We start from the raw sequence: 23315 nt of genomic DNA, 5'->3' as shown, positions 1-23315 counted from the left end.
CTCGTGGCCAAGGCGACCGCAACTCCTGCTCGAACCCGCCGCAGAGCCCGCCCACCTGGCCGCGCTCATCCCCCAACCTCGACCCGACGGGCCGACTCACCGAATAGAGGAGATCTCCATCATGATCCTGGTAACCGGCGCCACCGGAAACGTCGGATCCCACATCGTCACCCAGCTGCTCGACGCCGGCGAAAAGGTACGCGTCATCACCCGCAACCCCGGCGGCCATTCCTTCCCCGAGCAGGTCGAGGTCGTGCCCGGCGACCTCACCCAGCCGGACACCCTGTCGGAGGCGCTGGACAGCGTGGAGCGGGCATTCCTGTTCCCGGTCTTCACCGGGCTCGACGCCTTCCTCGACGCGGCCCGGCTGTCCGACCTGCAGCACGTCGTCCTGCTGTCGTCCGCGGCGGTCACGTACACCACACCTTCGTGGATCGGCGAACAGCACCTGAGCCTGGAGCAGGCCGTCGCCGCCTCCGGACTGGCGTGGGCGTTCGTCCGCCCCGGCTACTTCACGACCAATGACCTGGCCTGGGCGCCGCAGATCAAGGCCGGCGACGTCGTCCGCGGCATATACGGCAACGCCGCCATGGCCCCGGTCGACCCGCGCGACATCGCCGCCGTGTCCGTCCGGGCACTCCTCGATCAGCGCGTGGGCGAGTCCTTCCTGCTCACCGGGCCGCAGTCGCTGACCGGGATCGACCGGGTCCGGATCATCGCCGAGACGATCGGGCGGCCGCTGCGCTTCGACGAGCTGCCTCACGAGCTGTTCCGGGAGCAGATGTTCCACCACGGAATGCCTGCCCCCGTGATCGACGACATGATCAACGGGCTCGCCGAATGGGACGGCAAGACCGCACCGGTCCTGCCGACGATCGAGGAGATCACCGGGCGGGCGCCCTTCACCTACGGCCAGTGGGTCGCCTCCCGCGCGCAGGACTTCGGCCCGGCGCCGGCCTGACGCTGTGTCCCCGCATCGGCAGAAAGAGACAACCGCCATGATCCTGATCACCGGAGCCAACGGCGTCGTGGGACGCCAGGTGATGAACCAGCTGCTCAAGGACGACGCCGCCGTCACCGCGGTCACCCGCAGCCCCCGCGAGACCCGGCTTCCTGACGGCGTACGAGCCGTCAACGGAGACCTGTTCCATCCCCAGTGGCTCGAGGCGGCGCTGGAAGGAGCGGAAGCCATCCAGATCAGCCCGCGCGCCACCGGCCCCGGCCTCGGCGACCTGCTGAAGCTGGCCGCCAACCAAGGTGTACGGCGTGCGGTGCTGCTGTCGGCCACCACCGTGGAGTATCCAGCCGGGGAAGCCCGCTTCGCCGCCCAGTTCAAGCACGCCGAGGACCTCCTCACCAGCTCCGGCCTGGACTGGACGATCCTGCGCCTGGCCGACTTCGCCGCCAACGCCCTGGCCTGGGCACCCCAGGTCAAGGCCGGTGACGTGGTGCGCGGCGCGTACGGCCAGGCCGCCACCTCCCCGATCCACGAAACCGACATCGCGGCGGTCGCCGTACAAGCCCTCCGCACCAGCGCCCACGCCGGACAGGTCTACACGCTGACCGGGCCGCAGTCACTGGACCAGTTCGAGAAGGTGCGCCTCATCGGCGCCGCCACCGGCCGGGAGCTGTCGTTCCAGGAGCTCCCGCCTGAGCAGGTACGGCAGGGGATGCTCGCCCAAGGGCTGCCCGAGGAGGTCCCCGCCCGCCTGCTCGGCTCGCTGGCCGACTACGCCGGCCGGCCGGGCCCCACCACCGCCACCGTGGAAGAGCTGCTGGGCCGGCCCGCACTCACCTTCGCCGACTGGGCACACGACAACGCACGCGCGTTCGGCCGCTGATCACCACCCGAAGAATGGAATGAGATCATGAGCAAAGTTTGGTTCGTCACCGGTTCGTCGCGCGGTCTGGGCCGCAACTTCGTCGAGGCGGCCCTGTCTCGCGGCGACCAGGTGGCCGCGACCGCCCGGAACACCGGCAGCCTTGATGAGCTGGTCGCAGCCTACGGTGACGCGGTGCTCCCGCTGGAGCTGGAGGTGACCGACAAGGTCGCCGTCTTCGAGAGCGTGAAGCGGGCCAAGGAGCACTTCGGCCGTCTCGACGTCATCGTGAACAACGCCGGCTACGCCCAGTTCGGTGCGATCGAGGAGCTGACGGAGGAGCAACTGCGCGATCAGCTGGAGACCAACGTGTTCGGCGCGATCTGGGTCATCCAGGCCGCGCTCCCGTACCTGCGCGAGCAGGGGTCGGGGCACATCATCCAGATGTCCTCGGCGGCCGGGCTCATCGCCATGCCGCTCGGCGGCGCGTACCACGCCTCGAAGTGGGCGCTGGAAGCTCTGAACGAATCCCTTGCGGGCGAGGTCGCCGGCTTCGGCGTCAAGGTGACCATGGTCGAGCCCGGCGGCTTCGCCACCAGGTCCGGCAAGAACCCGAACCCGCTCGACAACGGCTTCAAGGTTGAGCCCAACCCGATCTATGACGGTCTCCGCCGGGCCCTCGCCGGGGTCGCGGGCAAGCTGCCCGCCGGCGATCCGGCCGCCGCGGCTCAAGCACTCCTCAAGATCGTCGACGCCGGCGACCCGCCTCTGCGGGTGCTCTTCGGCCAGGGTTTCTACCCGATGGTCCAGCAGGCCTATGCCGACCGGCTCAAGACCTGGGACGACTGGCAGGACCTTTCGGTGGAGGCTCATGGCCGGGCCGGCTGAGCAGCCTGGCTGGGCCGTACCGCCTTTCGCATCAAGCACACTCTGGTCTTCGTCGACCGGGTGCTGGTCACGCCGGCGCTGTCGGCGGGCCACGACATCACAGAAGCGAACAACTTTCCCGGCCGGCTGGCAGGGGGCACTGTCTTTCATCAGGACTCGAAGTCCAGGACACACAAGCGCTCACCCGCCGGCCGGCTACCAACCGGCGGGTCCGCCACACCGCGGACCCGCTACGACTGATGAGGACATCAGCCATGAACATCCTGGTTCTGGGAGCGGGATACGCCGGAATGACCGCCGTAGCCGCCGTCGCGCGCCGCACCCGCGGCGAGGACGTCCGCGTGACCCTGGTGAGCCCGAGCACCCGCTTCACCGAGCGGCTGCGGCTGCACCAGGTCGCCACCGGGCAGGAGCTGGCCGATCTGCGGATCCCGAAGATGCTCGAAGGCACGGGCGTCGAGTTCGTCCAAGGCTGGGTGACCGCGATCGACGCCGGCGCCCGCCGGGTGGCGCTCGCCGACGGCCGCTCGCTGGAGTACGACAAGCTCGTCTGCGCGCTCGGCAGCGTCGCCGACACCGGCATGGTGGCGGGCGTGGCCGAGCACGCGGTCACGCTGAACAGCGCGGACGAGGCCGCCCGTCTCGCCTCCCGCCTGGTGGCGGGCGCGACCGTCGTCGTCGGCGGGGGCGGCCTGACCGGGATCGAGGCCGCGGCCGAGATCGCCGAGCAGCACCCGTCCGTGCGGGTCGTCCTGCTCAGCCGGGGCGAGCTCGGAGCGATGATGGGCGCCAAGGCGCGTACCTACCTGCTGGCCGTGCTCGACCGGCTCGGCGTCGAGGTGCGGACCGGCGTGTCCGTGACCAAGGTGCTGCCGGAAGCGGTGGAGCTGAACGGCGGCGAGCTCGTCGCCGTTGACGCGGTCCTGTGGACGACCGGTGTGAAGGTGTCGCCGCTGGCCGCCGAGGCCGGGCTCGAGGTCGACGGGCGGGGCCGGATCGTGGTCGACGCCACGTTGCGTTCGGTCTCCCACCCCGAGGTCTACGCGATCGGCGACGCCGCGGCGATCCGCCAGAAGTACGGCGTGATCCACGGGACGTGCCAGAGCGGCATCCCGACCGGCGCCCACGCCGCCGCCTCGCTCGCGCGTGAGGTGCGGGGCAAGGAGCCCAGAGCGTTCCGCTTCCGCTACGTGCATCAGCCCGTGTCTTTGGGCCGCCGCGACGCCGTCATCCAGTTCACCCACGCCGACGACACGCCCGCCCGGTTCTACCTCAAGGGCAAGTGGGCGGTCTTCTACAAGGAGACGGTCAGCAGCAGCCCCTGGAAGGAGTTCGCGATCCTCAAGCGCTGGGCCCAGCTGCCGCTGTCCCTCAAGGGCGGCCGCGCGACCCGAATGGCATGATCGCCTCCACGGGGGACCACCGGAACCCTTCTTTCCGGCGACGCGATCAGCGGACGGGCAGGCCGGTGACGGCGCGGCCGATGATCAGCCGCTGGATCTCCGACGTCCCCTCGAAGATGGTGTAGATCTTGGCGTCCCGGTGGAAACGTTCCACCGGGTGTTCCCTGGTGTAGCCGGCGCCGCCGAGGATCTGGATCGCCTGCTCCGTCACCCAGACCGCCGTCTCCCCCGCCACCAGCTTGGACATCGACCCTTCCGCCTGCTCGAACTGCTTGCCGTTCCTGGCCATCCAGGCGGCCCGCCAGGTGAGCAGGCGGGCGACGTCCACCCGGGTGGCCATCTCGGCGAGCAGGAAGGCGATGGCCTGGTTCTCGCCGATCTTGCGGCCGAACTGCTCCCGCTCCCTGGCGTAGTCCCTGGCGTACTCGAAGCCCGCCCTGGCGATGCCCACGGCCATCGCGGCGACCGACGGGCGGGTGGTCTCGAACGTGCGCATCGCGGACTGCTCCCCGGCCCGTCCCCCATTGCGTACGCGGGCCAGCCGGGCGTCCAGCTTCTCCTTGCCGCCCAGGAGGCACGATCCGGGCACGCGTACGTCGTCCAGGACGACCTCGGCCGTGTGCGAGGCGCGGATCCCGTGCTTGCGGAACTTCTGGCCCATCGACAGACCGGGGGTGCCGGGCGGGATGACGAAGGAGGCCTGGCCACGGGTGCCGAGCGAGGGCTCGACCGAGGCCACGACCACGTGGACGTTGGCGATGCCGCCGTTCGTGGCCCAGGTCTTGACGCCGTTCAGCACCCAGTCGCCCTTGTCGTGGACGGCGCGCGTCCGGATGGAGCCGATGTCGGAGCCCGCGTCCGGCTCGGAGGCGCAGAAGGCGCCGAGCTTGACGTCGTTCGGAGAGCCGAACATCTGCGGCAGCCACTCCCCCATCTGCTCCGGCGTGCCGTTCGAGGAGAGGGCGGCGGCGGCCAGGCCGGTGCCGACGATGGACAGGCCGATGCCCGCGTCGCCCCAGAAGATCTCCTCGAACGCCACGGGCAGCGCCAGCCCGCTCTCCTCGAACCACTGAGTGGCGAAGAAGTCGAGGGAGTACAGCCCGATCTTGGCCGCCTCCTGGATGACGGGCCAGGGCGTCTCCTCGCGTTCGTCCCATTCGGCGCCGGCCGGGCGGATCACGTCGCGGGCGAACGCGTGCACCCAGTCACGCACTTCCACCACGTCGTCACTGAGCTCCGGATTGAACCCGCCCATGCGCTGCGCTCCTCGAAGAGTTACCGGTGGTAACACCTTACCGGCCAGTAGCCACCCCAGGAACGCCTTGTCCCCAGGAATCTCGGCCGCCTACCGCCGCGGCCTGACCAGGCGTGCGGAGACCAGTACGGCCAGGGCGGCCACGCCCATGCCGGCGGCCAGGCCGTACATGAGCGGGGTGAAGCCGCCGAACGCGGCGGCCACCTGCGGCCCGACGCTGCCGCCGACCGCGAGCGCGAAGGAGAAGAGCGCCAGCGCCGTCCCCCGCGCCTGCCCCGCGCCGGCGGAGATGGCCTCGTTCATGCTGGGCAGGCCGCCGGTGATGGCGGCGACGTAGACGGCGAGCAGGAGCACCAGGGCGGCGCCGCCGGTGAGGCCGACGGCGGCGAGCGCGAGGGCGCCCACCGTCAGGAACGCCGCCGCCCTGATCGTCATGGGAATCCTGGCGAGCCAGGGCATGAGCAGCGGCACCAGCACGATGGCCGGCAACCCGGAGGCGCGCAGCGTGAGCAGCTCGGACGGGGAGGTGACGCCGTAGATCTGCAGTCCGGTGTAGACGGCCACGAAACCCACCATCAGCATGATCGTGGCCACATAGCGGAGCAGCAGGACGCGGTCGAACAACAGACCCGGAACCGCCCGGTACGTGGACAGCAACGACCCGGCGGCCACCCGCGGCAGGTCGGGCAGCATCACGGCACGCAGCGCCAGCGCGGCGAGCACGAAACCGGCCGCGGAGATCAGGAACAGGCCACGCCACCCGATCGACTCCACCAGCAGTTGGGCGGCGACCTGCAGCATCACGGCGGAGGCGAGGAAGGCGCCGGTCACCGAGGCGATCGCGACCACCCGGCGGCGCGGCTCGACGCGTTCGGCCAGGTACGCCATGCCCGCGGGCGGGAACATCGCCACCGCGATCCCCTGGACCGCCCGTAGCCCGAACGCCACCTCAGGCGACGGGCTCAACGCCACCAGCGCCGTGGTGATCGCGGCGAGCGGCAAACCGATCATCAGCAATCTGCGCCGCCCGATGCGATCCGACAGCGGGCCGAACACCAGGAACCCCACCCCGTAACCGATGCCGAACGCGGTCACCAGCCAGGTCAGCCCGCCCGCCGAGGAGCCCCAGCCGGTGGCCATGTCGTGCAGCAGCGGGATCACGACGTAGAGCTGTCCGCTGACCAGCACGGCGGTGAGCGTGAAGGCCGTCAGCGTGCGCCCGAACGGCGCTACGGCCGGACGGGCGGCGGCGGCCGGCGCCGGAAGTGCGGCGTCATGTGGAGCGCGAGAAGCGCGTGGCGAAGTCAATGTCATGGAGCAGGACGCTAGCCAACCAACCAGTTGGATGTCAACTGGACGGTTGGGTTACAACCAACCAGTTGGTCGTGGCATGATGGTCACCATGGCACCCAAGGTCTCGACCGCCGCCACCAAGGCCGCCCTGCTGGAGGCCGCGCGGGAGGAGTTCGCCGCGTACGGCGTGGCGGGCGCCCGCGTGGATCGCATCGCCGAGCGCGCAGGCGTCAACAAAGAACGCATCTACGGCCACTTCGGCAACAAGGAGAAGCTGTTCGACGCGGTCATCCGGGAGGCGCTCGACGACCTGACCTCGCAGATGGCGCTGCCCGGGGCCGATCCCGTGGACTACGTGGCCAAGCTGGCCGACTACTACAACACGCATCCGGAGCTGGTGCGGCTGCTGATGTGGGAGGCGCTCAACTACCGCGGCCAGGACCTGCTGCCCGGACAGGAGGCCAGGGTCGAGCGCTGCGGACGCAAGGCGGCCTCGCTGGCGGAGGGCGCGGGCGAGCAGCCTTCGGCGAAGTCGGCGCGGATGCTGTTCATGCTGACGGGGCTGGCGTTGTTCCCGTCGATGATGCCGCAGCTCGGGCGAATCATTCTGGGCGAGGACGCCGACGACCACGCCGCGCTGCGCGACCAGGTCGCCGCCTTCGTCGCCGCCGGCCTGAAGTGACGCGCCGGAGGCAAGAACTGACCCGTTCCCGGCGCGCGTTCAGGCGGCCACCTCTCGGGCGCGCGTTCAGGATGCCATGGTGATCATCGGCGGGCGTTCGCCGATCCCGACGTCCCGTACCGTGACGTCGTGCCCGTCCGGCGCCCGTCTGAACTGCGCCAGCCGGTCGGACGGCTCATGGCCGCCCTCGATCTTCCCCTGACGCCGCAGCCGCGACCACGCGGCCAGCATGATCTGCGACGCCATCCCCCCGAGCGCCTCCGTCGACTGCGGCGCGTGCTCACGCGACCCCAGGTCCACCTGGGCGAACGCGTCCAGCCCCGCCAGGTCGAGCAGATCGATCAGCAGCCCCAGCTCCACCCCGTACCCGGTCAGGAACGGCACGCGTTCCAGGGCGGAGCGGCGACCGGCGTACTCCCCCGCAAGGGGCTGCACGAAGCCGGCCAGCTCCGGCCAGTGCAGGTTGATCAGCGGGCGGGCGACCAGCTCGGTGACCCGGCCGCCGCCCGTCGGAGCGCCGTCGAGCGGACGGTCGTAACAGCCCTTCGCGTACACCACGCTGGGGTCGGCGAGCAGCGGCCCGAGCAACCCGAATATCAGCGAAGCACGAAATTTCCGTATATCGGCATCGGCGAACACCAGCACGTCCCCCGACGTGACGGCCAGCGACTTCCAGAGTGCCTCGCCCTTGCCGTCCAGCGGCTTGAGCTGCGGCAGGATCTCGTCCTGGGCGTGCACCACGGCCCCGGCCCGCGCGGCGACCAGCGCCGTGTCGTCCGAGGAACGCGAGTCGATGACCACGATCTCATCGACCAGCCCGTCCAGCTCGCGCCGGATGATTCCGACGATCTCGCCCACGGTCTCCCGTTCGTCGCGGGCCGGTAGCACCACGCTCACCGTGGTCTGCCCCTTGGCGGCCACCAGGTCCTGGAGCTGCCAGTCCCCGGCGGACGAAGTACGGTGCCGCAACCATCCGCACACTTCAGGCAGCATGCGACCCCTCCCCCCGTATCCCCATATGTCAGCTTATGTGGTGGTCGGCCGCCGCGCCCAGCACCCCGAACCCTGCCGCTCACCTGCGAGTATCCCCGCCCTCCAGAGGTCACCACCGATCCAGCCGACTACCAACGGTTGGCAATGATTACTCTGGGTAGTTGTTTGGTTGCCGACGAAACCCTGCCGAGGCAGGCACCGGCAGCCCGGGAGATCACCGGGACCCACGCACCGAATGGAGAACCCTCATGGCCGTATCCTCCGCAGCCCGCATGCGGACGCGCTTCGGCACCGGCGCCGACGGCCTGCCCTGACCTGGACACGACCGCGCTCCCATGCTGATCTGCAGCGATCGCACAGTGAGCCGCGCCGAGTCGCCGGCGCTGGCGGACGGACGGGCGGCCAGGCTCGCGGCCCGCGGGATCGGGGGAAGGCGATCTCGCCGGGCTGTGCCTGCCGCACGGCTGTGAATGGGTGGTGACGTACCTGGCGCCGGCCCGGCTCCAGGTGTGCCGCGTGCCGCTGGACGCGGCGTCGGCCGACGCGGAGATCGCCCATGTGGTGCGTGACTGCGGCATGCGAGCGTTGTTCGTGTCCGCCGCCCAGGCCGGGGCGCTGGAGGGGACGTACGCGGGCCGGGTGCTGAGCTGCCCGGACGGCGCGGTCCCCCGAGCGCGGCCGGTACCCGGGCGCGAGGCCAGGCATGCGGCACCGGCCGGCGCCGCATGCCTGGCCTACCCCTCGGTGACGAGGCTGCCGGGTACGCCTGCGAACTGCGCGCCGGCGACGTCGGCGACGTCGGCGACACAGCGCGCGCTCTTCGACCCCGCGACAACGCGACCGTGAGCCGGTCGCCCCCGGCGGACGGGGATCGGCTACCGTCCATCCAAGCGTGAGGAAGAGCGACGATGGGGTGCCGGTGTCAGCAAACCCGAACGAACCTGGCTCAATGAGCAGCCGCCAGCCGCCCGGCAGGGAGGGACGAGCCAGGTGAGTGTGGCACTGGGCCTGCTGGCCATCTTCGTGCTCACGGCGGCCACCGGCTATTTCGTCGCCCAGGAGTTCGCCTACGTCAGCGCCGACCGCCTGGCCCTGTCGCAGCAGGCCGCCGGAGGCGACAGGAAGGCGGCCAGGGCTGTCGAGGTGATGGCGCGGCTGTCGTTCATGCTGTCCGGCGCGCAGCTCGGCATCACCGTCACCGCCCTGGTGGTCGGCTTCATCGCCCGCCCGGCGCTGGCCGAGCTGATCGCGCCCGCGCTGACCGCGCTCGGCCTGCCCGCGGGCATGGTCGGCGGCGTCGCGCTGGCGATCGGGTTCGCGCTGGCCACCGTCATCCAGATGGTGCTGGGCGAGCTGGCTCCCAAGAACCTCGCGCTGGCCAGGCCCGAGCGGCTCGCCCGCGCCCTGGCCGGCTCCACGATGGTCTATCTCACGATCGCGGGGCCGGTCATCAAGCTGTTCGACGCCGCCGCGAACAAGCTGCTGCGCGCCGTCGGCATCGAGCCCGTCGAGGAGCTGCACCACGGCGCCACCCTTGAGGAGCTCGGCCACATCATCGGCGAGTCCGAAGCCCACGGCCACCTGCCGGGCAGCCAGGCCGGCGTGCTGGAGCGGGCGCTGGCCTTCTCCGAGCACACGGCCGAGGAGGTCATGGTCCCGCGCGTCGAGGTGATCGCCGTCAGCGGCACGGCCACCGTACGAGACCTGGACGAGCTCATCGCCGCCCACGGTCACACCCACTACCCGGTGATCGGCCCCACGCTCGCCGAGGTGATCGGCCTGGTCAGCCTGCGTGACGTGGCCGCAGTCCCGGCCGCGGAGGCCGCCGCCACCCGTATCTCCGGCATCGCCCGCGACGTGCTGATCGTGCCGTTCTCCCTCTCGCTGCCGGATCTCGCCCGGCAGTTGCACGAGCGTGACGAGGAGGTCGCCTGTGTGGTCGACGAGCACGGCGGCCTGGCCGGGCTCGTCACGTGGGAGGACATCGCGGAGGAGCTGGTCGGCGAGATCGCCGACGAGAACGACGCCGACACCCCGCAGGCGCTGCGCCGGGACAGCGCGTGGGAGGTGGACGCCGGTCTGCGCATCGACGAGATCGCCCTCGAAACCGGGCTCAACCTGCCCGACGAGGACGAGTACGACACGCTCGCCGGGCTCATCCTGCACCGGCTCGGCCGCTTCGCCGCTCCCGGCGACACCATCACCGCCGAGCTGCCCGCCACCCTCGACCCCGGCGCGCCCACGCACGCCCGCGCCGAGGTCCTGACCCTCGTACGGCACGTCCCCGGACGCGTCCGCCTCACCCCCTACCGGCACGAAAGCCACGAGAGCCAGGAGCAGTCGTGAACCTGACCACCGGCCTCGCGCTGACCCTGCTCCTGCTGATCGGCAACGGGTTCTTCGTCGCCGCCGAGTTCGCCCTGATCGCCGCCAAGCGCCACCGCCTGGAGAAGGCCGCCGCCCAGGGCAGCAGGGCCGCCGCCGCGGCGCTGTCGGGCATCAAGGAGCTGTCGCTGATGCTCGCCGGCGCCCAGCTCGGCATCACGCTGTGCTCGCTCGGCCTCGGCGTGGTCTCTGAGCCGCTCATCGCCGGCACTCTTATGCCGCTCTTCCACACCGCCGGCCTGCCCGTGGCCGCCGCGCACACCGTCGCCTTCGTCATCGCGCTGGGCGTCGTGACGTTCCTGCACATGGTGCTCGGCGAGATGGCGCCCAAGTCGTGGGCCATCGCCCATCCTGAGCGTTCCGCCACCATCCTGGCGCTGCCGTTCCGCGGCTTCACCCTGCTCGTCCGTCCCCTGATCAGCGCACTCAACGCGATCACCAACGGCCTGCTGCGGCTGTTCAAGGTGCGTCCGCGCGAGGAGGGCGCCAATCCGCGTACCCCCGCCCAGCTCCAGCACCTGGTGGCGGAGTCGCGCCGGCTCGGCCTCATCGAGGCCGACGACCACGCCGTGCTCAGCCAGGCCCTGCGCGCCCCGACCGCCGCCATCGCCCCGTTGATCACCCCGCTGGACCGGGTCGTCACCGTGCCCGCCGACGCCACGCCCCCGCAGATCATCGACGCCTGCCTGCGCGCCGGGCGCTCCCGCCTGATCGCCGGCCCGATCGCCGATCCGGCCGGCGTGGTCCACCTCCGCGACGCCTATCTCGCCCACCGGCGCGGGACGTCCGTCTCGGCCCGGCGGCTCGCGTACCCGCTTCCTGCCCTGCTTCCTGATGTGTCGGTCGCCGAGGCGGTGGCCGGGATGCGCGCCGCCCGCAGCCAGGTCGCGCTGGTCCGCGCCGACGGAGACGGTGCTGTGGCCGGGATCGTCAGTCTGGATGACCTGCTGTCCACCTTGCTGATATCCGCGTGAGCGCTCTGGGGATCAGCGGGCGGGCAGGCGCAGGGCGAGCAGGGCGATGTCGTCCGTTCGCGGGGTGGGGGCGCGGGTGAGGATCTGGTCGCAGAAGTCCTGTACGGGGTGGCGGGCCAGGGCTGCGGCGTGGCGGCGCAGCCGGCACAGGCCGGTGTCCAGGTCGCTGGCCGGGCTTTCGACCAGGCCGTCGGTGTAGAGCAGCAGGGTGCTGTCCGGCGGCAGCGGCCGGGTGGCGTCGTGGCGGCGCACGCCGTCGCCGAGCGGGACGCCGAGCAGCAGGCTCTGCCCTTCCTCCAGGTAGCCGCTCTGGCCGTCCGGGGTGACCAGCAGCGGCGGCAGATGGCCGGCGCTGGTCCAGCGCAGCAGCCAGCCGTCGTGGCCGTCGGGCTCGATCTTGGCGAGCACCGCCGACGCGGTGGGCGCGTCGCTGACGGCGGCCATCACCTGGTTGAGGCGGTCCACGACGGCGCTCGGCGGCTCCCGGTGGTCCCAGGCGAGCGCGCGCAGCATGTTGCGGAGCTGGGCCATCTGACCGGCCGCCTCCAGATCGTGGCCGGCCACGTCGCCGATCACGAGCGCGGTGACCCCGTCGGGCAGGACGAAGGCGTCGTACCAGTCGCCGCCGACCTGCGAGCCGACCGGCGCCGCGAGGTAGCGCGCGGCCAGTTGCAGGCGATCCACCTGCGGCAGCGGGGTGAGCAGGTGGCGCTGCATGGTGACGACGATGTCGCGTTGCCGGCCGTACAGGCTCGCGTTGTCGGCGGCCAGCCCGGCGCTGCGGGCGATGTCCGCGATCAGCCGCACGTCGGCGTCGGTGAAGGGCGACGGTCCTGTACGGGCCACCGTCAGGGCGCCCACGACCCGGCGTGCGCTGCGCAGCGGGGCGACGATCGCCGATCGCCCGCCGAGCACGGCGAACAGCGCGCTGTGCGCGGCCGCCAGCGGCGTGTCCGGCGCGGTGGCGATCTCTTCTGGCCCGAGCAGCACCGCCCCTTCGTGGCCGCGCAGCACCCGGACGACCGGCGCGCGGGAGGAGACGGGCAGCGCGGGCAGCGGGCTGCACCAGCTCGGATCCATGAAGCGCCGGTCGCGGCACTCCACCGTCACCCGGCGCAGCTCCCGCGGCCCCAGGCAGAGGTCCACCGCGGCCCAGTCCGCGAGCCGCGGCACCAGCAGCCGGCCGAGCCGCCGCATGGCCTCCTCCACGTCCAGGGTCTGGGCAAGCACGGTGGTGATCTCGCTGATCAGCCGTAGCTGCCCGGTCTGGGCCTGCAGGCGGGCCAGCTGTTCGGCCTGCCGCCCGGCGGCGTCCAGCCGGTCGGCGATGCCGGCGAACACCACCGCCACGCCCAGCAGCCCGCCCTCGCCGCGAATGGGCGAGGCCAGCCACTCCACCGGCAGCAGCGCGCCGTCCCCGCGCAGGAACATGGCGGACTCGCTGCGCAGCGTCCGCTCCTCCTGCACCGCCCGGCTCAGCTCACAGCTGGAACGCGGCGGCAGCGTGCCGTCGAGCCGCCGGTGCAGCACCTCGTGCGCGTCCGCGCCGCGCAGCGACGCCGCGCTGCGGCCGAGCAGCAGGGCCGCTTGCGGGTTGACCGCGGTGATCCGCCCGTCCAGGCCGGTCAGGTAGACACCTGCTCCGGTACTGGCGAAGACGGCCTGCAACAGCTCTCCCTCCGGCGCGTCACCGCCATCCCGGCCGTCACCGCCACCATGGCCGCCTCCGCCGTCCCCGCGCCCCCGCTCATGGCTCATCGCGGCCCCCGTTCCGCTGCACCGATCATGCCCCTGACGTGGTCTTACCCAGCCGGCCGTCCCCGCAGAGGGCCGTCGAGCGACGGCGGCAGGCCGCAGGGCGCGAACAGGCCGGCGTCGAGGAACGCGACGACCTGCTCGACCCCCGCGGCGGAGAGGGTCAGCACCTGGAGGGCGTGCGGACGGTACACGCCGTCGCGGTCGCGCGCGTAGGAGCCGAACGCGGGCTGGCCGTTGACGCTCGTCGCGATCATCCGGTAGCCCCCGGCGGCGCGGAGCCTGGTGGCGAGGAACCGTCCGACCGTCTCCCTGCCCGCGAACCAGGTCGGGATCGGCGGCATCTCCCAGACCGCGTCGTCGGCCAGCACCTCCATCAGGGCGGGGACGTCGGCGTTCTCGAACGCGGTGGCGTACCGGTCGAGCAGCGCCCGCCGGGCCGGGTCGTCCGGCTCGGTGAGCCCGTCCGCGGTGGGGGCGATCTGGCCGAGCTGCGCCCTGGCCCGCTGCAACGCGCTGTTGACCGCGGCGGTCGTGGTGCCCAGCAGGGCGGCGACCTCGCCCGCCCGCCAGGCGAGCACGTCGCGCAGGATGAGCACCGCGCGTTGCCGCCCCGGCAGGTACTGCAGCGCCGCGACGAACCCCAGCCTCATCGTCTGCCTCGCCTCGACGACGGCGGCCGGATCGGCCGGCGCGGTGCCGAACAGCAGGTCGGGAGCCGGTTGCAGCCACGGCACCGCGGGCAGCCGGGCGCGCGCCGGGTCGTCCGGGTCGTCACTCGGGCCGCCCAGCCCGGAGGGCAGCGGCCGGCGGCCGTTGCCCTCCAGCGCCTTGAGACACGCCCGCGTCGCGATCCGATACATCCAGGTACGTAGCGAGGAGCGCCCTTCGAAACCGGCGTACCCGCGCCACGCCTGCAGGTAGGTCTCCTGGAGCACGTCCTCGGCGTCGTGAACCGAGCCGAGCATCCGATAGCAGTACGCCAGCAGCTCCCGCCGGAAGGGCTCGCTCAGCCGGGCGAACCCCTCGTCGCGCCCGGCGCCGTCCGGGTCCGCCGGTCGCGGCGCCGTCCGGGTCGTGTCCCCGCTGCTCATCCCATCTCCTGTCTCAGTGATGGTGGGCGTGCTGGTGGGAGCTGCCCGCGCCGCCGCCGTCGTAGGTGTCGTGGTAGGGGAACTCGTTGACGTAGCGGCCGCGGCCGAGTGGGGTCAGGTCGAGGTAGTGGTAGGTGCTCAGCATGACCTCGGCGCCGCGCCCGTACGTCGAGTAGGTGTGGAAGACGGCGTCCTCGTCGCGGACGAACACGCTGATGCCCTGCGCGTCACCGTTGACCGCGTACGCCAGGCCCTCCCGTTCCAGGGTGGCCCGGTCCTTGTAGTTGTACTCGACGGGCGCGACGGACTCGTCGTTGGTGACGTGGAAGTCGTAGTTGAAGTCGCTGCCGGCCGAGGAATACCACGGGACGATCCATCCCATCCGGGCCTTCCATCGCTCGATCTTCTCCAGTGGCGTGCGGGAGACGATCGCGAGCGTGGTGTCGCTCGCGTGCAGGTGTTCCAGGCGGCCCACGTTGTCGACCAGGAACGAGCAGCTCGGGCAGGCCTCCTCCCAGTCCTCGTTCCACATGAAGTGATAGACGATGAGCTGGCGGCGGCCCTCGAACAGGTCGGTGAGGCGCGCCCGCCCGGCCGGGCTCTCGAACGTGTACTCCTTGCCGATCAGCACCTTCGGCAGTTCCCGGCGCTGCGCGGTGACCGCGTCCTGCGCCCGCATGGCCTCCTTCTCCCTTTCGAGCAGCTTCAGCCGGGCTGCCAGCCACTCGTCACGGGAGACCGTCTGCGGAGAATGCATCGTGCTCTCTTTTCTGCTGAGGAACGACCATGAGTACAGCCGTCTACATGTACAGAGGCGCCCCGCGGCGAAAAGTCATCGATCCGGGCCCGGTCCGGCCCGGGAGCCTGCGATGGCGGCCGCTCGACCACCCGCACGCTGGGGAACCGAGGCGCTGGGCGGTCAGGAGTCCGCTTCGAGGGCGGCGATCTCCGTACGCAGCCACTCCATGTCGGCCCGCTTGGTGGCGGCGGCCATCGACAACATGCCCCTGCGGAACCGGTCGGTCATCTCGACCGCCCGCATCGGCCGCCCCTGATCGTAGAAGTAGCTGGCGGGCTGGTCGTAGAACTCCAGCCGCCTGCGCAGCACGCGCGCCTGGTCGGCCCGATCGGGCAGGTGGCCGAGGAAGGCCAGCAGGGTCAGGAAGGAGTTGCGGTCGGTGACCTCGACCTCGGCCGGGTCGCGCAGCCGCCGCAGCAGCTCGGCCCGGCCCTCTTCGGTGAGCGACAGCATCTGCCTGGTGCCGCCGCCCGGATCGGCCTGCTTGTCGACGAATCCGGCCTTGCGCAGCCGGTCGAGCGCGGGATAGAGCGCGCCATCGCTCACTGGGCGGATGTGCCCGGACAGGCCGGAGATCCGCGCCCGCAGTTCGTAGGCGTGCATGGGCCGCTCGTAGAGGAACCCCAGGACGCACAGCTCCAGCATGCGTCACAGTGTATCTCGATTAGAGTTGACTCTATTCGAGACACTCGACGATGACGCGGTTCGGCGCGCCGGCCTGGGCGCTCGCCGCGGTCCTTTCCTGAGCGGCGGACTTTACGTAGTGAATTCGCCGTCAAGCTGGAGCGAAATGGTGGCATATATCACGATTTATCGTGATTTAGGAGCTAATGTCGTAATTGTCAAAGACATCGACGGAGGGAGGAATGATGGCCGGACAGGACTTCCTGGAAGGAGGAGGCTGCGGACGCCGTCGCTGGCGTCGTCGTCGCTGCCGTCGCCGTCGGCGCTGGTGGGGCGGCTGGGGCGGCCCCTGGGGAGGCGACTGGGGAGGCGGTTGGGGTTGGTGAGGCATCAACCCCAACGAGAGCCGCAGACTGCGGTGAGTCTTGCTTCGCGCTTGATCCGAACCCGTTGGTGGCAGCGCCCTGCGAGGCCGCCGCAGTCTGCTTCGTGACCGCTCCGCGAATTTGAGCACCCCGAGCACCTCTGAGCGCGTACAGCGCCCAAGCACCGCACTGCTGACCCCGCAGCCGGAAGGAGATGAGGATGCACGGAAAATGTCTGCTTTTCGCTAGCCCGCTGATCGCCGCCCTCGTATTCGGGCCGGTCGGGACCTCACAAGCCTCAGTCGTTCCGTCGCCCATAAGCGCGGGCGACAGTCATGTCACGGCGGCCTCGAAGGCCGCGCCGCCCATTTGCCGCAGCCTCGAGAAGAAGCAGAAGAAAATCTGTACGAACGGTTACTCCGAGGGATTCGAGGCCGGTACGAAGTGCGGCCCGGCCCGCCGGCACGGGAGAATTTCCGACGACGAAGCATACGACATAGGCTTCACCGCGGGATTCCGCGCGGGCCAGAGAACGTGCCCGTCGTAGGACGCCTTCCCTGAGCTCCGGTCAGGAGCCGGGCGGCGGATATGCCGGTCCCAGGCTCCACACCCGCATCGATCCGTCGTTGCCGCCGGAGATCGCCACCGGGCGGCCGTCCAGCTGGGCCAGTGCCACCGACTCGATCAGGCCCTGATGGTCTCTGAAGGGTTCGCCGATCGGTACGCCGGTGGCCAGGTCCCAGACGCGTACCGTGCGATCTTTGTAGCCGCCGGAGACCACCACGGGACGGCCGTCACTGAGCTGCCCGACGGCCAGGCCCAGGGGCCAGCTCTGGTGGCCTTTGACGGGTTTGCCGATGGCCGTCCCGGCGGACAGATCCCAGATCCGCACCGTGTGATCGCCGTTGCCGCCGCCGGACACCGCCACCGGACTTCCGTTCAGCTGTCCTGTCGCCACCGACTCGACCGGTCCCCGGTGGCCGGTCAAGGGATTCCCGACGGCGGCGCCGGTGGCCAGGTCCGAGACCAGCACCCTGCCGTCGAAGCCGCCGGAGACCACCACCGGGCGGCCGTCGAGCTCCGTCACCGCCACTGACAGAGCCCACTTCTCGTGGCCCGCGAAGGGTTCGCTGACGAGATCTCCGGTGGCCAGGTCCCATACCCGCACCATCCCGTCGAGACCGCACGAGATCGCCACCGGACGGCCATCCAGCTGTCCTGCCGCCACCGACTCGACCGATCCCCGGTGACCGGTAAGCGGCTCTCTGACGGGATTACCGGTGGCCAGATCCCATAGCCGCACCGTCCCGTCGAGACCGCCCGAGATCGCCACCGGACGGCCGTCGAGTTCGGTCACCGCCACCGACCAGACCGGTCCCCGGTGACCCTTCAAGGGGGTCCCGACAAGGGTGCCGGTGGCCAGGTCGGACAGCAGCAGCGTGCCCTCGTAGGCGCCGGAGACGACCACCGGGCGGCCGTTCAGCTGGGCCACGGCCATCGACAGGACCCATTTCTGATGGTCTTTGGGCCATTTCCCGATGAGGGCGCCGAACGGGAGCGCGGTCAATGACGGCTCCGGCCGCGCGCTCGAAGTGGCAGGCGGGCGGGCGACGCCGGTGAAGAGGTCCGTCACGGCGGGCTTCAGCCAGAGCGCGACGGGGATCAGGAGGACCACGACGGTCGCCGCGAGCACCGTTCCCAGGCGGCGGAAGCGACCGCGTGCGGAAGGGGCGGCGGGGAGCGGGGTCACCTGCGGGGAACCCGGCGAATGCTCGGATGTGGGCAGTCGCGCCGAGGCGCGGGGCTCGGCGGCGGCACGCCGGCCATGCCCATCGCGCCCGGCACGCCCGTCGCCCCACCGGGCGGACGACGGTAGCGCATCGTCCGGTGCCGGCGCGCCCTGGAGGGAGTCCGTGAGCGGTGCCGGGCCATGGCGAAGCGCGAACGAACTCTCGACGGGCCGCTCGTGGGTGAGAGCGGTGAACAGCTCGCTGACATCGGGCCTGGCGGCGGGATCCTTGACCAGGCAGGCGGCCAGGAGCGGGCGCAGCCGGGCGGGCGTGTCGGACAGGTCGGGTTCGCGGGTCATGATGGCGTTGATCACGACCGCCGGGAGCGCGCCGGGAAAGGCCGGATGCCCGGTGGCGGCGTAGACCATGGTGGCGGCCCAGGCGAACACGTCCGAGGCCGCCACGGCCGGGTGTCCGTTGAGCTGTTCCGGCGACAGGTACGCGGGCGTGCCGGTCAAGCCGGATTGCGTCGTGGACTGCTCCAGCATGCGGGCGATGCCGAAGTCGATGACCACCGGCCCTTCCTGCCCCATGATCACGTTGCGCGGCTTGAAGTCGCGGTGGATGATGCCGGCCCGGTGGATCGCGGCCAGCGCCGTCAGGGTGGTGATGGCCAGCCGATCGAGTCCGCCGCCGGTGCGCGGCCCTTCCTGCGAGATGAGCTCGTCCAGAGATGGGCCGCGGACGTACTCGCTGACCAGGTAGGGGCGCTCCTGGGTGACTCCCGCGTCGATGAACCGCGCGGTGCAGAAGGCCGCGACGCGGCGGCTGATCTCGGCCTCGCGCAGAAAGCGTTCCCGCGCGGTGGAGTCGGCGGTCATCCGCGCGTGCATTGTTTTCACCGCGACCTGTTGACCTGAGGACGCCTGGCCGAGATAGACGACCCCTTGGCCGCCTTCGCCCAGCACGCCGATCAGTCGGTAATCACCGATTCGCCGGGGATCGCCTTCTGCAAGCGGGCGCGGACCAGACACAGGGATTCCCTTCTGCCGGCCGCGCAGGCGGACATTCCCAGCTGCCTTTCGAGCCAATTCGTAACGGTATATGTCTCCAGATAAGAGCGAAAGTCATTCGCGAGGACTTGGTCAGGCGGGAAACGCGGCCCAGAAGCGCTGCGGCCGTCGTCCTCCTCGGCCTCGGCCTGCCGCCCCCGATGCCAGAGCGGCCCTGACCCGCCCGCCCCTTGGAACGGGATGGAACGCCTATCGGGCGTAGGGCTCGTCGATCGAACCAGGGGGAAATCCCATGAAGTATCTGGCTAAAAAGCTGTTGGTCGCGCTGGCTGCCACGGCGCTGGCCGGTTCCGGAGTCGCTGCCGTCGCCGCGCTGCCCGCCTCGGCCGACGCCACCGTCCAGAGGGGCGCGCTGTTCGACGGGTTCGGCAAGGGGCTGGACGAGGACGTCGCGCTCGCCAACGCCGAGATCGCCGCCAGGCAGAACGCGGCGAACCACGGGTTCACGGAATGCTCCGTGTTCGAGTCGGTCGTTTCCCAGGACGCGAAGACGCTGGTGTTCTTCGCGATCGTCGCGGTCCGCTGCTTGGACGTGTCGTAGGGCGCGTCCCCAAGAAAAAGGGCCTCGTAGCTGAGGGCGTCTCCGCGTGTGGCGGGGACGCCCTCAGTGGTCTCGCCCAGGGCCGTCGAGCTCGATCTGGTCCGCCGGTTGGCCACCGCCGGGGAGGTCAAGGCGTTCACCCACCTGCGCTACCGCGTCCGCCGATGACCGCGGGGCGGATCGGGAGGTCGTAGTAGCGGCGGACGCTGGAGCCGATGCGGTCCAGGTCGGTGCCGTAGATGTGCAGGGAGACGGCGGTGGTGTCGCTGATGTTGCGGACGCGGTGGATGTCGCCGGGCGGGGCGAAGCCGCTGACCTCGCCGGTCAGGTTCGGGTTGTCGGCGACCTGGATCAGGGCGGTGCCGTCCTCGGTGGGCGTGTACAGCTCCTCGTACTCCACGCCGGCCAGCACGCCGAACACGCACCACGTCACGTGATCGTGGATGCGGGTCACCGCGCCGGGCTGCCAGACGATGGCCACCATCGAGAACGAGCCGTCCGGCTCCACGTGCAGGCGGTGGCTGCCGTACGTGCCGCGCCGGCCGGCGAGTTGATCGGCGGTGAGCAGCTCGGACGGCGGCAGGTGCTCGCTCAGCGCGTCGCCCACGCGGGACGCGGTGTCCCGCCAGCCGGCGTCGTGGCGGACGGCTGCGCGTACCGCGCCGACCAGCTCGTCCAGGTCTGCTGCGGGACGCACGGTTAGTCTGTTCACGGTGTCCTCCTCGTGTCGTGCCTCCAGCTTCCGGCCCGAGGGGTCCCGCGGTCATCCGTGCCACCCGCAGAGCACCACGGATGCCGCCACGGAAAGGGGCCACGGTGGCGGAACAGATCTCTGAGCGGGAAGCCGAGGTGCTCACGGCGCTCGGCGCGCGGCTGTCCAACGCGCAGATCGCGAGCCGGCTGCACATCTCTGTACGCACGGTGGAGAGTCACGTGTCGTCGTTGCTGCGCAAGTACGGCATGCCCGACCGATGGGCGCTGGCGGAGCTGGCCAGGGCCGGGGTTCGGGAGCCCGGCCGGATCGCCGGCCTGCCGGCGGACGGCACCACGTTCGTCGGCCGCGCCGCCGAGCGGGCCGCCGTGCTGGCCGCGATCGAGGAGGCCCGGCTGGTGACGCTGCTGGGTCCTGGCGGCGTGGGCAAGACCCGGCTGGCCACAGTGGTGGCCTCAGCGGTGGCTCCAGCGGTGGCCCCAGCGGTGGCCCCAGCGGTGGCCGGGGAGGCCGGCGCGCTGTTCCCGTCCGGCGGGGCGTTCGTGGATCTGGTGCCGGTACGCGACGGGTTCGTGGCCAGGGCGGTCGCGACCGTGCTCGGGGTGACCGAGGGCTCGCACCAGTCGCTGGCGGAGGCGGTCGCGACGCGGCTGGGCACCGGGCGGTCGCTGCTCATCCTGGACAACTGTGAGCACGTGATCGACGAGGTGGCCGCGTTCGCCGAACGGATCCTGGCCGACTGCCCCGGCACCCGCGTGCTGGTGACCAGCCGGGAGCGGCTGGGCCTCCCCGGCGAACGCAGTGTGCCGATCTCCCCGCTGCCGCTGGGCTCGGACGCCGAGCGGCTCTTCCACGACCGGGCGCGGGCGGCGGATCCGGCGTTCGTGGCTGAGCCCGGGATGATCGCGGAGCTGTGCGCGCGGCTGGACGGCATGCCCCTGGCGATCGAGCTGGCCGCGGCCCGGGGCGCGTCGCTGGGCGCCACGGGGCTGCTCGCCGCGATCGACGACGCGCTGCGGCTGCTGTCCGGCGGGCGGGGCGGCGAGGAGCGGCACCGGTCCCTGCGCGCGGTGCTGTCCTGGAGCTACGACCTGCTGGACGAGGAGGAACAGGCGCTGTTCCGGCGGCTCGGGGTGTTCGTCGGGGCGTTCGACATGGCCGCGGCGGCCGCGGTCGGCGGGGACCGGGCGGGCGTCGCGGACCTGCTCGGCCGGTTGGTGGACAAAAGCCTCGTGGTCCACCTGCGCGGGCGGGTCAGCCGGTGGCGGCTGCTGGAGACGGTACGGGCGTTCTCGCTGGCCGAGCTGTCCGCCGCCGGGGAGGAGGACAAGATCCGGGCGGCTCACCTGCACTGGGCGGCGGCCACGGCGTCCGCCCTCGAAGGCCGGCTCGGCGATCCCGCGTGGCGGGAGGACTTCGACGCCACGGCGGCGGATCTCCGGGCGGCGCTGGCCGCCGCGGGCGGGCCTGACGAGGTGACGCATCGGCTGGCGAGCGCGCTGGCCCACCTGGCCTTCGCCCGGCGGCACCTGCTGGAGTCCTTCGCGCACTACCGTACCGCCGCCGCGCTGGCCACGAGCGCTGCCTCGGCGGCGCGGGATCTGCGGGCGGGGGCCGGGTGCGCGCATGTGAGCACCACGTCCAACCAGCATGTGTTCGAGCTGCTGCTGGAGGCGGCCGAGCAGGCGCGGCGGGCCGGGGACGGCCGCGGGCGGGCGATCGATCTGGCGCGGGCGGTGGAGACGGCGTGCCGGTTCCCGGAGGCGTTCGAGACCGGCGTTCCGCGCGAGCGGCTCCTCGCCCTCTTCGACGACGCAACGCAAGCCGGAGCTGGGGCCGGAGCCGGAGCCGGGGCTGGGGCTGGGGCTGGAGCCGGAGCCGGAGCCGGGGCCGGGGCCGGGGCTGATCCGGAGGTGGTGGCGTGTTTGGCCGTGGCGCGGGCCTGGCTGAGCGGTCCGGAGGAGGGCGTACCAGATCTCGGGCTCGCGCCGGACGCGCTCGCAGCCGCCCGCGCGAGCGCGGATCCGGTGCTGATCAGCTCCGGGCTGTGCGCGGCGGGGACCGCTGCGCTGCATGCCGGGCGGCTGCGGGAGGCCAACCGGATCACCGGGGAACGCCTGCGGCTGCTGCCGTCCATGGATCGCGACGACCCGTACTGCGCGCCGGAGATCTGCAACGCCTACGGCCGGGCCTGCGTGTACGCGATCATGGCCGGCGATCTGCGCGGCGGGATGGCCGCGGCGCGCATGGGCATGGACGACGACCTGCTGAGCAACACGCACATCACCGCCAGCCGCCTGGTCCAGCCGCTCGCGCTGACCGGACGCTTCCGCGACGCCATCGGGTACGCCGAGCGGATGTGGGACCAGTGGGAGCTGGCCGGGCGGCCGGCGCCGCGCTGGATGCTGCCGTCGGTGTGCACGACGCTGCTGGCGTGCGGGATGCTCGGGGAGCCGGGGTCCATGGCGCTGTGGCGGTCCCGGGCCGCGGAGGTGGCCGACGGCACGCTCGGCACGGCGGCGGTCGCGGCGTTCGCGGATGTCCGTCTCGCCGTGCACAGCGGGCGGTTCGACACCGCCGAGCCCTTCGTGCGCAGGGCCTTCAGCGTCGGGACGCCGCTGGATCCGTACCTGGCGTACGCGCGGGCGGCGGGCGCGGAGCTGGCCGTGGCGGCGCGGCTGCCCGGCGCGGCGGAGCTGGTGGCGGCCGCCGCCCCGTTCGCCGAGGAGAACGGGTGGGCGGCGGCCTGCCTCGCTCGTGCCCGCGGGCGCCTGCACGGCGACCGCGACGAGCTCACTCGCGCGATCGACGCGTGGGAACGCATCGACGCGCAGGCCGAGCGGGACTGCACGCGAACGTTGCAGACGCAGCTCGGGCTCTAAGCCCAGGCGAGGACCATGGCCCTCGTGAGGACCATGGTCCAGGCGTG

18 protein-coding genes and 1 pseudogene are annotated in these 23315 nt (G+C 71.6%); 10 read left to right on the top strand and 9 right to left on the bottom strand.

Annotated features, from left to right (window positions below):
• Positions 1-121: 121 nt before the first annotated feature.
• The 4 genes from ABEA43_RS15655 (at position 122) to ABEA43_RS15640 (ending at position 4111) form a co-directional block, all read left to right on the top strand.
• The gene (locus ABEA43_RS15655; protein WP_345562383.1) at positions 122-961 is read left to right on the top strand and encodes an SDR family oxidoreductase; all 840 of its coding nucleotides are present in this window, start codon (positions 122-124) and stop codon (positions 959-961) included.
• Positions 962-998: 37 nt separating this feature from the next.
• A complete protein-coding gene (locus ABEA43_RS15650) occupies positions 999-1841 on the top strand; it encodes an NAD(P)H-binding protein (RefSeq protein ID WP_345562381.1) in 843 nt (280 codons plus the stop codon).
• Positions 1842-1868: 27 nt separating this feature from the next.
• Positions 1869-2708, top strand: coding sequence for an SDR family NAD(P)-dependent oxidoreductase (locus tag ABEA43_RS15645; protein WP_345562379.1), 840 nt, complete (start codon positions 1869-1871; stop codon positions 2706-2708).
• Positions 2709-2962: 254 nt separating this feature from the next.
• Positions 2963-4111, top strand: coding sequence for an NAD(P)/FAD-dependent oxidoreductase (locus ABEA43_RS15640; protein WP_345562377.1), 1149 nt, complete (start codon positions 2963-2965; stop codon positions 4109-4111).
• 46 nt (positions 4112-4157) lie between these two features.
• On the opposite strand, the gene ABEA43_RS15635 is transcribed toward ABEA43_RS15640, so the two are convergent.
• Positions 4158-5366 (bottom strand): acyl-CoA dehydrogenase family protein, encoded by a 1209-nt coding sequence (locus ABEA43_RS15635; protein WP_345562375.1) that lies wholly within the window; start codon positions 5364-5366, stop codon positions 4158-4160.
• A gap of 90 nt (positions 5367-5456) precedes the next feature.
• On the bottom strand, positions 5457-6680 hold the full coding sequence (locus ABEA43_RS15630) for an MFS transporter (RefSeq protein ID WP_345562373.1): 1224 nt from the start codon (positions 6678-6680) through the stop codon (positions 5457-5459).
• Between the two features lie 88 nt (positions 6681-6768).
• Here ABEA43_RS15630 and ABEA43_RS15625 point away from each other — a divergent pair, with 88 nt between their 5' ends.
• Positions 6769-7341, top strand: coding sequence for a TetR/AcrR family transcriptional regulator (locus tag ABEA43_RS15625; protein WP_345562371.1), 573 nt, complete (start codon positions 6769-6771; stop codon positions 7339-7341).
• 66 nt (positions 7342-7407) lie between these two features.
• Here ABEA43_RS15625 and ABEA43_RS15620 read toward each other — a convergent pair whose 3' ends face one another.
• Complete coding sequence (locus ABEA43_RS15620; RefSeq protein WP_345562369.1) at positions 7408-8334, bottom strand: glucosyl-3-phosphoglycerate synthase; 927 nt, start codon at positions 8332-8334, stop codon at positions 7408-7410.
• Positions 8335-8763: 429 nt separating this feature from the next.
• Between ABEA43_RS15620 and ABEA43_RS15615 the strand changes: the two are divergent.
• From ABEA43_RS15615 to ABEA43_RS15605, 3 genes and pseudogenes are all read left to right on the top strand, one after another.
• Positions 8764-9180 (top strand): annotated as a pseudogene (locus tag ABEA43_RS15615) (AMP-binding protein); the annotation flags it as partial.
• 144 nt (positions 9181-9324) lie between these two features.
• Positions 9325-10680 (top strand): hemolysin family protein, encoded by a 1356-nt coding sequence (locus ABEA43_RS15610; RefSeq protein ID WP_345562367.1) that lies wholly within the window; start codon positions 9325-9327, stop codon positions 10678-10680.
• On the top strand, positions 10677-11693 hold the full coding sequence (locus ABEA43_RS15605; protein WP_345562365.1) for a hemolysin family protein: 1017 nt from the start codon (positions 10677-10679) through the stop codon (positions 11691-11693). The genes ABEA43_RS15610 and ABEA43_RS15605 overlap by 4 nt, the downstream gene beginning before the upstream one ends.
• Before the next feature lie 12 nt (positions 11694-11705).
• Here the strand turns inward: ABEA43_RS15605 and ABEA43_RS15600 are convergent, their stop codons facing one another.
• The 5 genes from ABEA43_RS15600 to ABEA43_RS15580 form a co-directional block, all read right to left on the bottom strand.
• Positions 11706-13451, bottom strand: a complete 1746-nt coding sequence (locus ABEA43_RS15600) for a SpoIIE family protein phosphatase (protein ID WP_345562363.1) — start codon at positions 13449-13451, stop codon at positions 11706-11708.
• 44 nt (positions 13452-13495) lie between these two features.
• Positions 13496-14542, bottom strand: a complete 1047-nt coding sequence (locus ABEA43_RS15595) for a sigma-70 family RNA polymerase sigma factor (protein ID WP_345562361.1) — start codon at positions 14540-14542, stop codon at positions 13496-13498.
• A 13-nt stretch (positions 14543-14555) separates the two neighbouring features.
• Positions 14556-15299, bottom strand: coding sequence for a DUF899 domain-containing protein (locus ABEA43_RS15590; RefSeq protein WP_345562359.1), 744 nt, complete (start codon positions 15297-15299; stop codon positions 14556-14558).
• A gap of 162 nt (positions 15300-15461) precedes the next feature.
• Positions 15462-15986, bottom strand: coding sequence for a PadR family transcriptional regulator (locus tag ABEA43_RS15585; RefSeq protein ID WP_345562357.1), 525 nt, complete (start codon positions 15984-15986; stop codon positions 15462-15464).
• A 912-nt stretch (positions 15987-16898) separates the two neighbouring features.
• Positions 16899-19094, bottom strand: coding sequence for a protein kinase domain-containing protein (locus ABEA43_RS15580; RefSeq protein WP_345562355.1), 2196 nt, complete (start codon positions 19092-19094; stop codon positions 16899-16901).
• Between the two features lie 271 nt (positions 19095-19365).
• Here ABEA43_RS15580 and ABEA43_RS15575 point away from each other — a divergent pair, with 271 nt between their 5' ends.
• The gene (locus ABEA43_RS15575; RefSeq protein WP_345562353.1) at positions 19366-19674 is read left to right on the top strand and encodes a hypothetical protein; all 309 of its coding nucleotides are present in this window, start codon (positions 19366-19368) and stop codon (positions 19672-19674) included.
• 136 nt (positions 19675-19810) lie between these two features.
• Here the strand turns inward: ABEA43_RS15575 and ABEA43_RS15570 are convergent, their stop codons facing one another.
• Positions 19811-20386, bottom strand: coding sequence for a cysteine dioxygenase family protein (locus ABEA43_RS15570; protein WP_345562351.1), 576 nt, complete (start codon positions 20384-20386; stop codon positions 19811-19813).
• A 104-nt stretch (positions 20387-20490) separates the two neighbouring features.
• Between ABEA43_RS15570 and ABEA43_RS15565 the strand changes: the two genes are divergently transcribed.
• Complete coding sequence (locus ABEA43_RS15565) at positions 20491-23268, top strand: ATP-binding protein (protein WP_345562349.1); 2778 nt, start codon at positions 20491-20493, stop codon at positions 23266-23268.
• Positions 23269-23315 lie beyond the last annotated feature (47 nt).

Origin of the sequence: Nonomuraea rosea, from assembly GCF_039539705.1 — a bacterium.
GTDB lineage: Bacteria > Actinomycetota > Actinomycetes > Streptosporangiales > Streptosporangiaceae > Nonomuraea > Nonomuraea rosea.
Note: the sequence above shows the minus strand (reverse complement) of the source record. Positions and strands in the feature narration are given on the sequence as shown.

Coding starts and splice junctions, on each gene's coding strand:
- ABEA43_RS15655 (WP_345562383.1), top strand. CDS start 122: ATGATCCTGGTAACCGGCGCCACCGGAAACGTCGGATCCCACATCGTC.
- ABEA43_RS15650 (WP_345562381.1), top strand. CDS start 999: ATGATCCTGATCACCGGAGCCAACGGCGTCGTGGGACGCCAGGTGATG.
- ABEA43_RS15645 (WP_345562379.1), top strand. CDS start 1,869: ATGAGCAAAGTTTGGTTCGTCACCGGTTCGTCGCGCGGTCTGGGCCGC.
- ABEA43_RS15640 (WP_345562377.1), top strand. CDS start 2,963: ATGAACATCCTGGTTCTGGGAGCGGGATACGCCGGAATGACCGCCGTA.
- ABEA43_RS15635 (WP_345562375.1), bottom strand. CDS start 5,366: ATGGGCGGGTTCAATCCGGAGCTCAGTGACGACGTGGTGGAAGTGCGT.
- ABEA43_RS15630 (WP_345562373.1), bottom strand. CDS start 6,680: ATGACATTGACTTCGCCACGCGCTTCTCGCGCTCCACATGACGCCGCA.
- ABEA43_RS15625 (WP_345562371.1), top strand. CDS start 6,769: ATGGCACCCAAGGTCTCGACCGCCGCCACCAAGGCCGCCCTGCTGGAG.
- ABEA43_RS15620 (WP_345562369.1), bottom strand. CDS start 8,334: ATGCTGCCTGAAGTGTGCGGATGGTTGCGGCACCGTACTTCGTCCGCC.
- ABEA43_RS15600 (WP_345562363.1), bottom strand. CDS start 13,451: ATGAGCCATGAGCGGGGGCGCGGGGACGGCGGAGGCGGCCATGGTGGC.
- ABEA43_RS15595 (WP_345562361.1), bottom strand. CDS start 14,542: ATGAGCAGCGGGGACACGACCCGGACGGCGCCGCGACCGGCGGACCCG.
- ABEA43_RS15590 (WP_345562359.1), bottom strand. CDS start 15,299: ATGCATTCTCCGCAGACGGTCTCCCGTGACGAGTGGCTGGCAGCCCGG.
- ABEA43_RS15585 (WP_345562357.1), bottom strand. CDS start 15,986: ATGCTGGAGCTGTGCGTCCTGGGGTTCCTCTACGAGCGGCCCATGCAC.
- ABEA43_RS15575 (WP_345562353.1), top strand. CDS start 19,366: ATGAAGTATCTGGCTAAAAAGCTGTTGGTCGCGCTGGCTGCCACGGCG.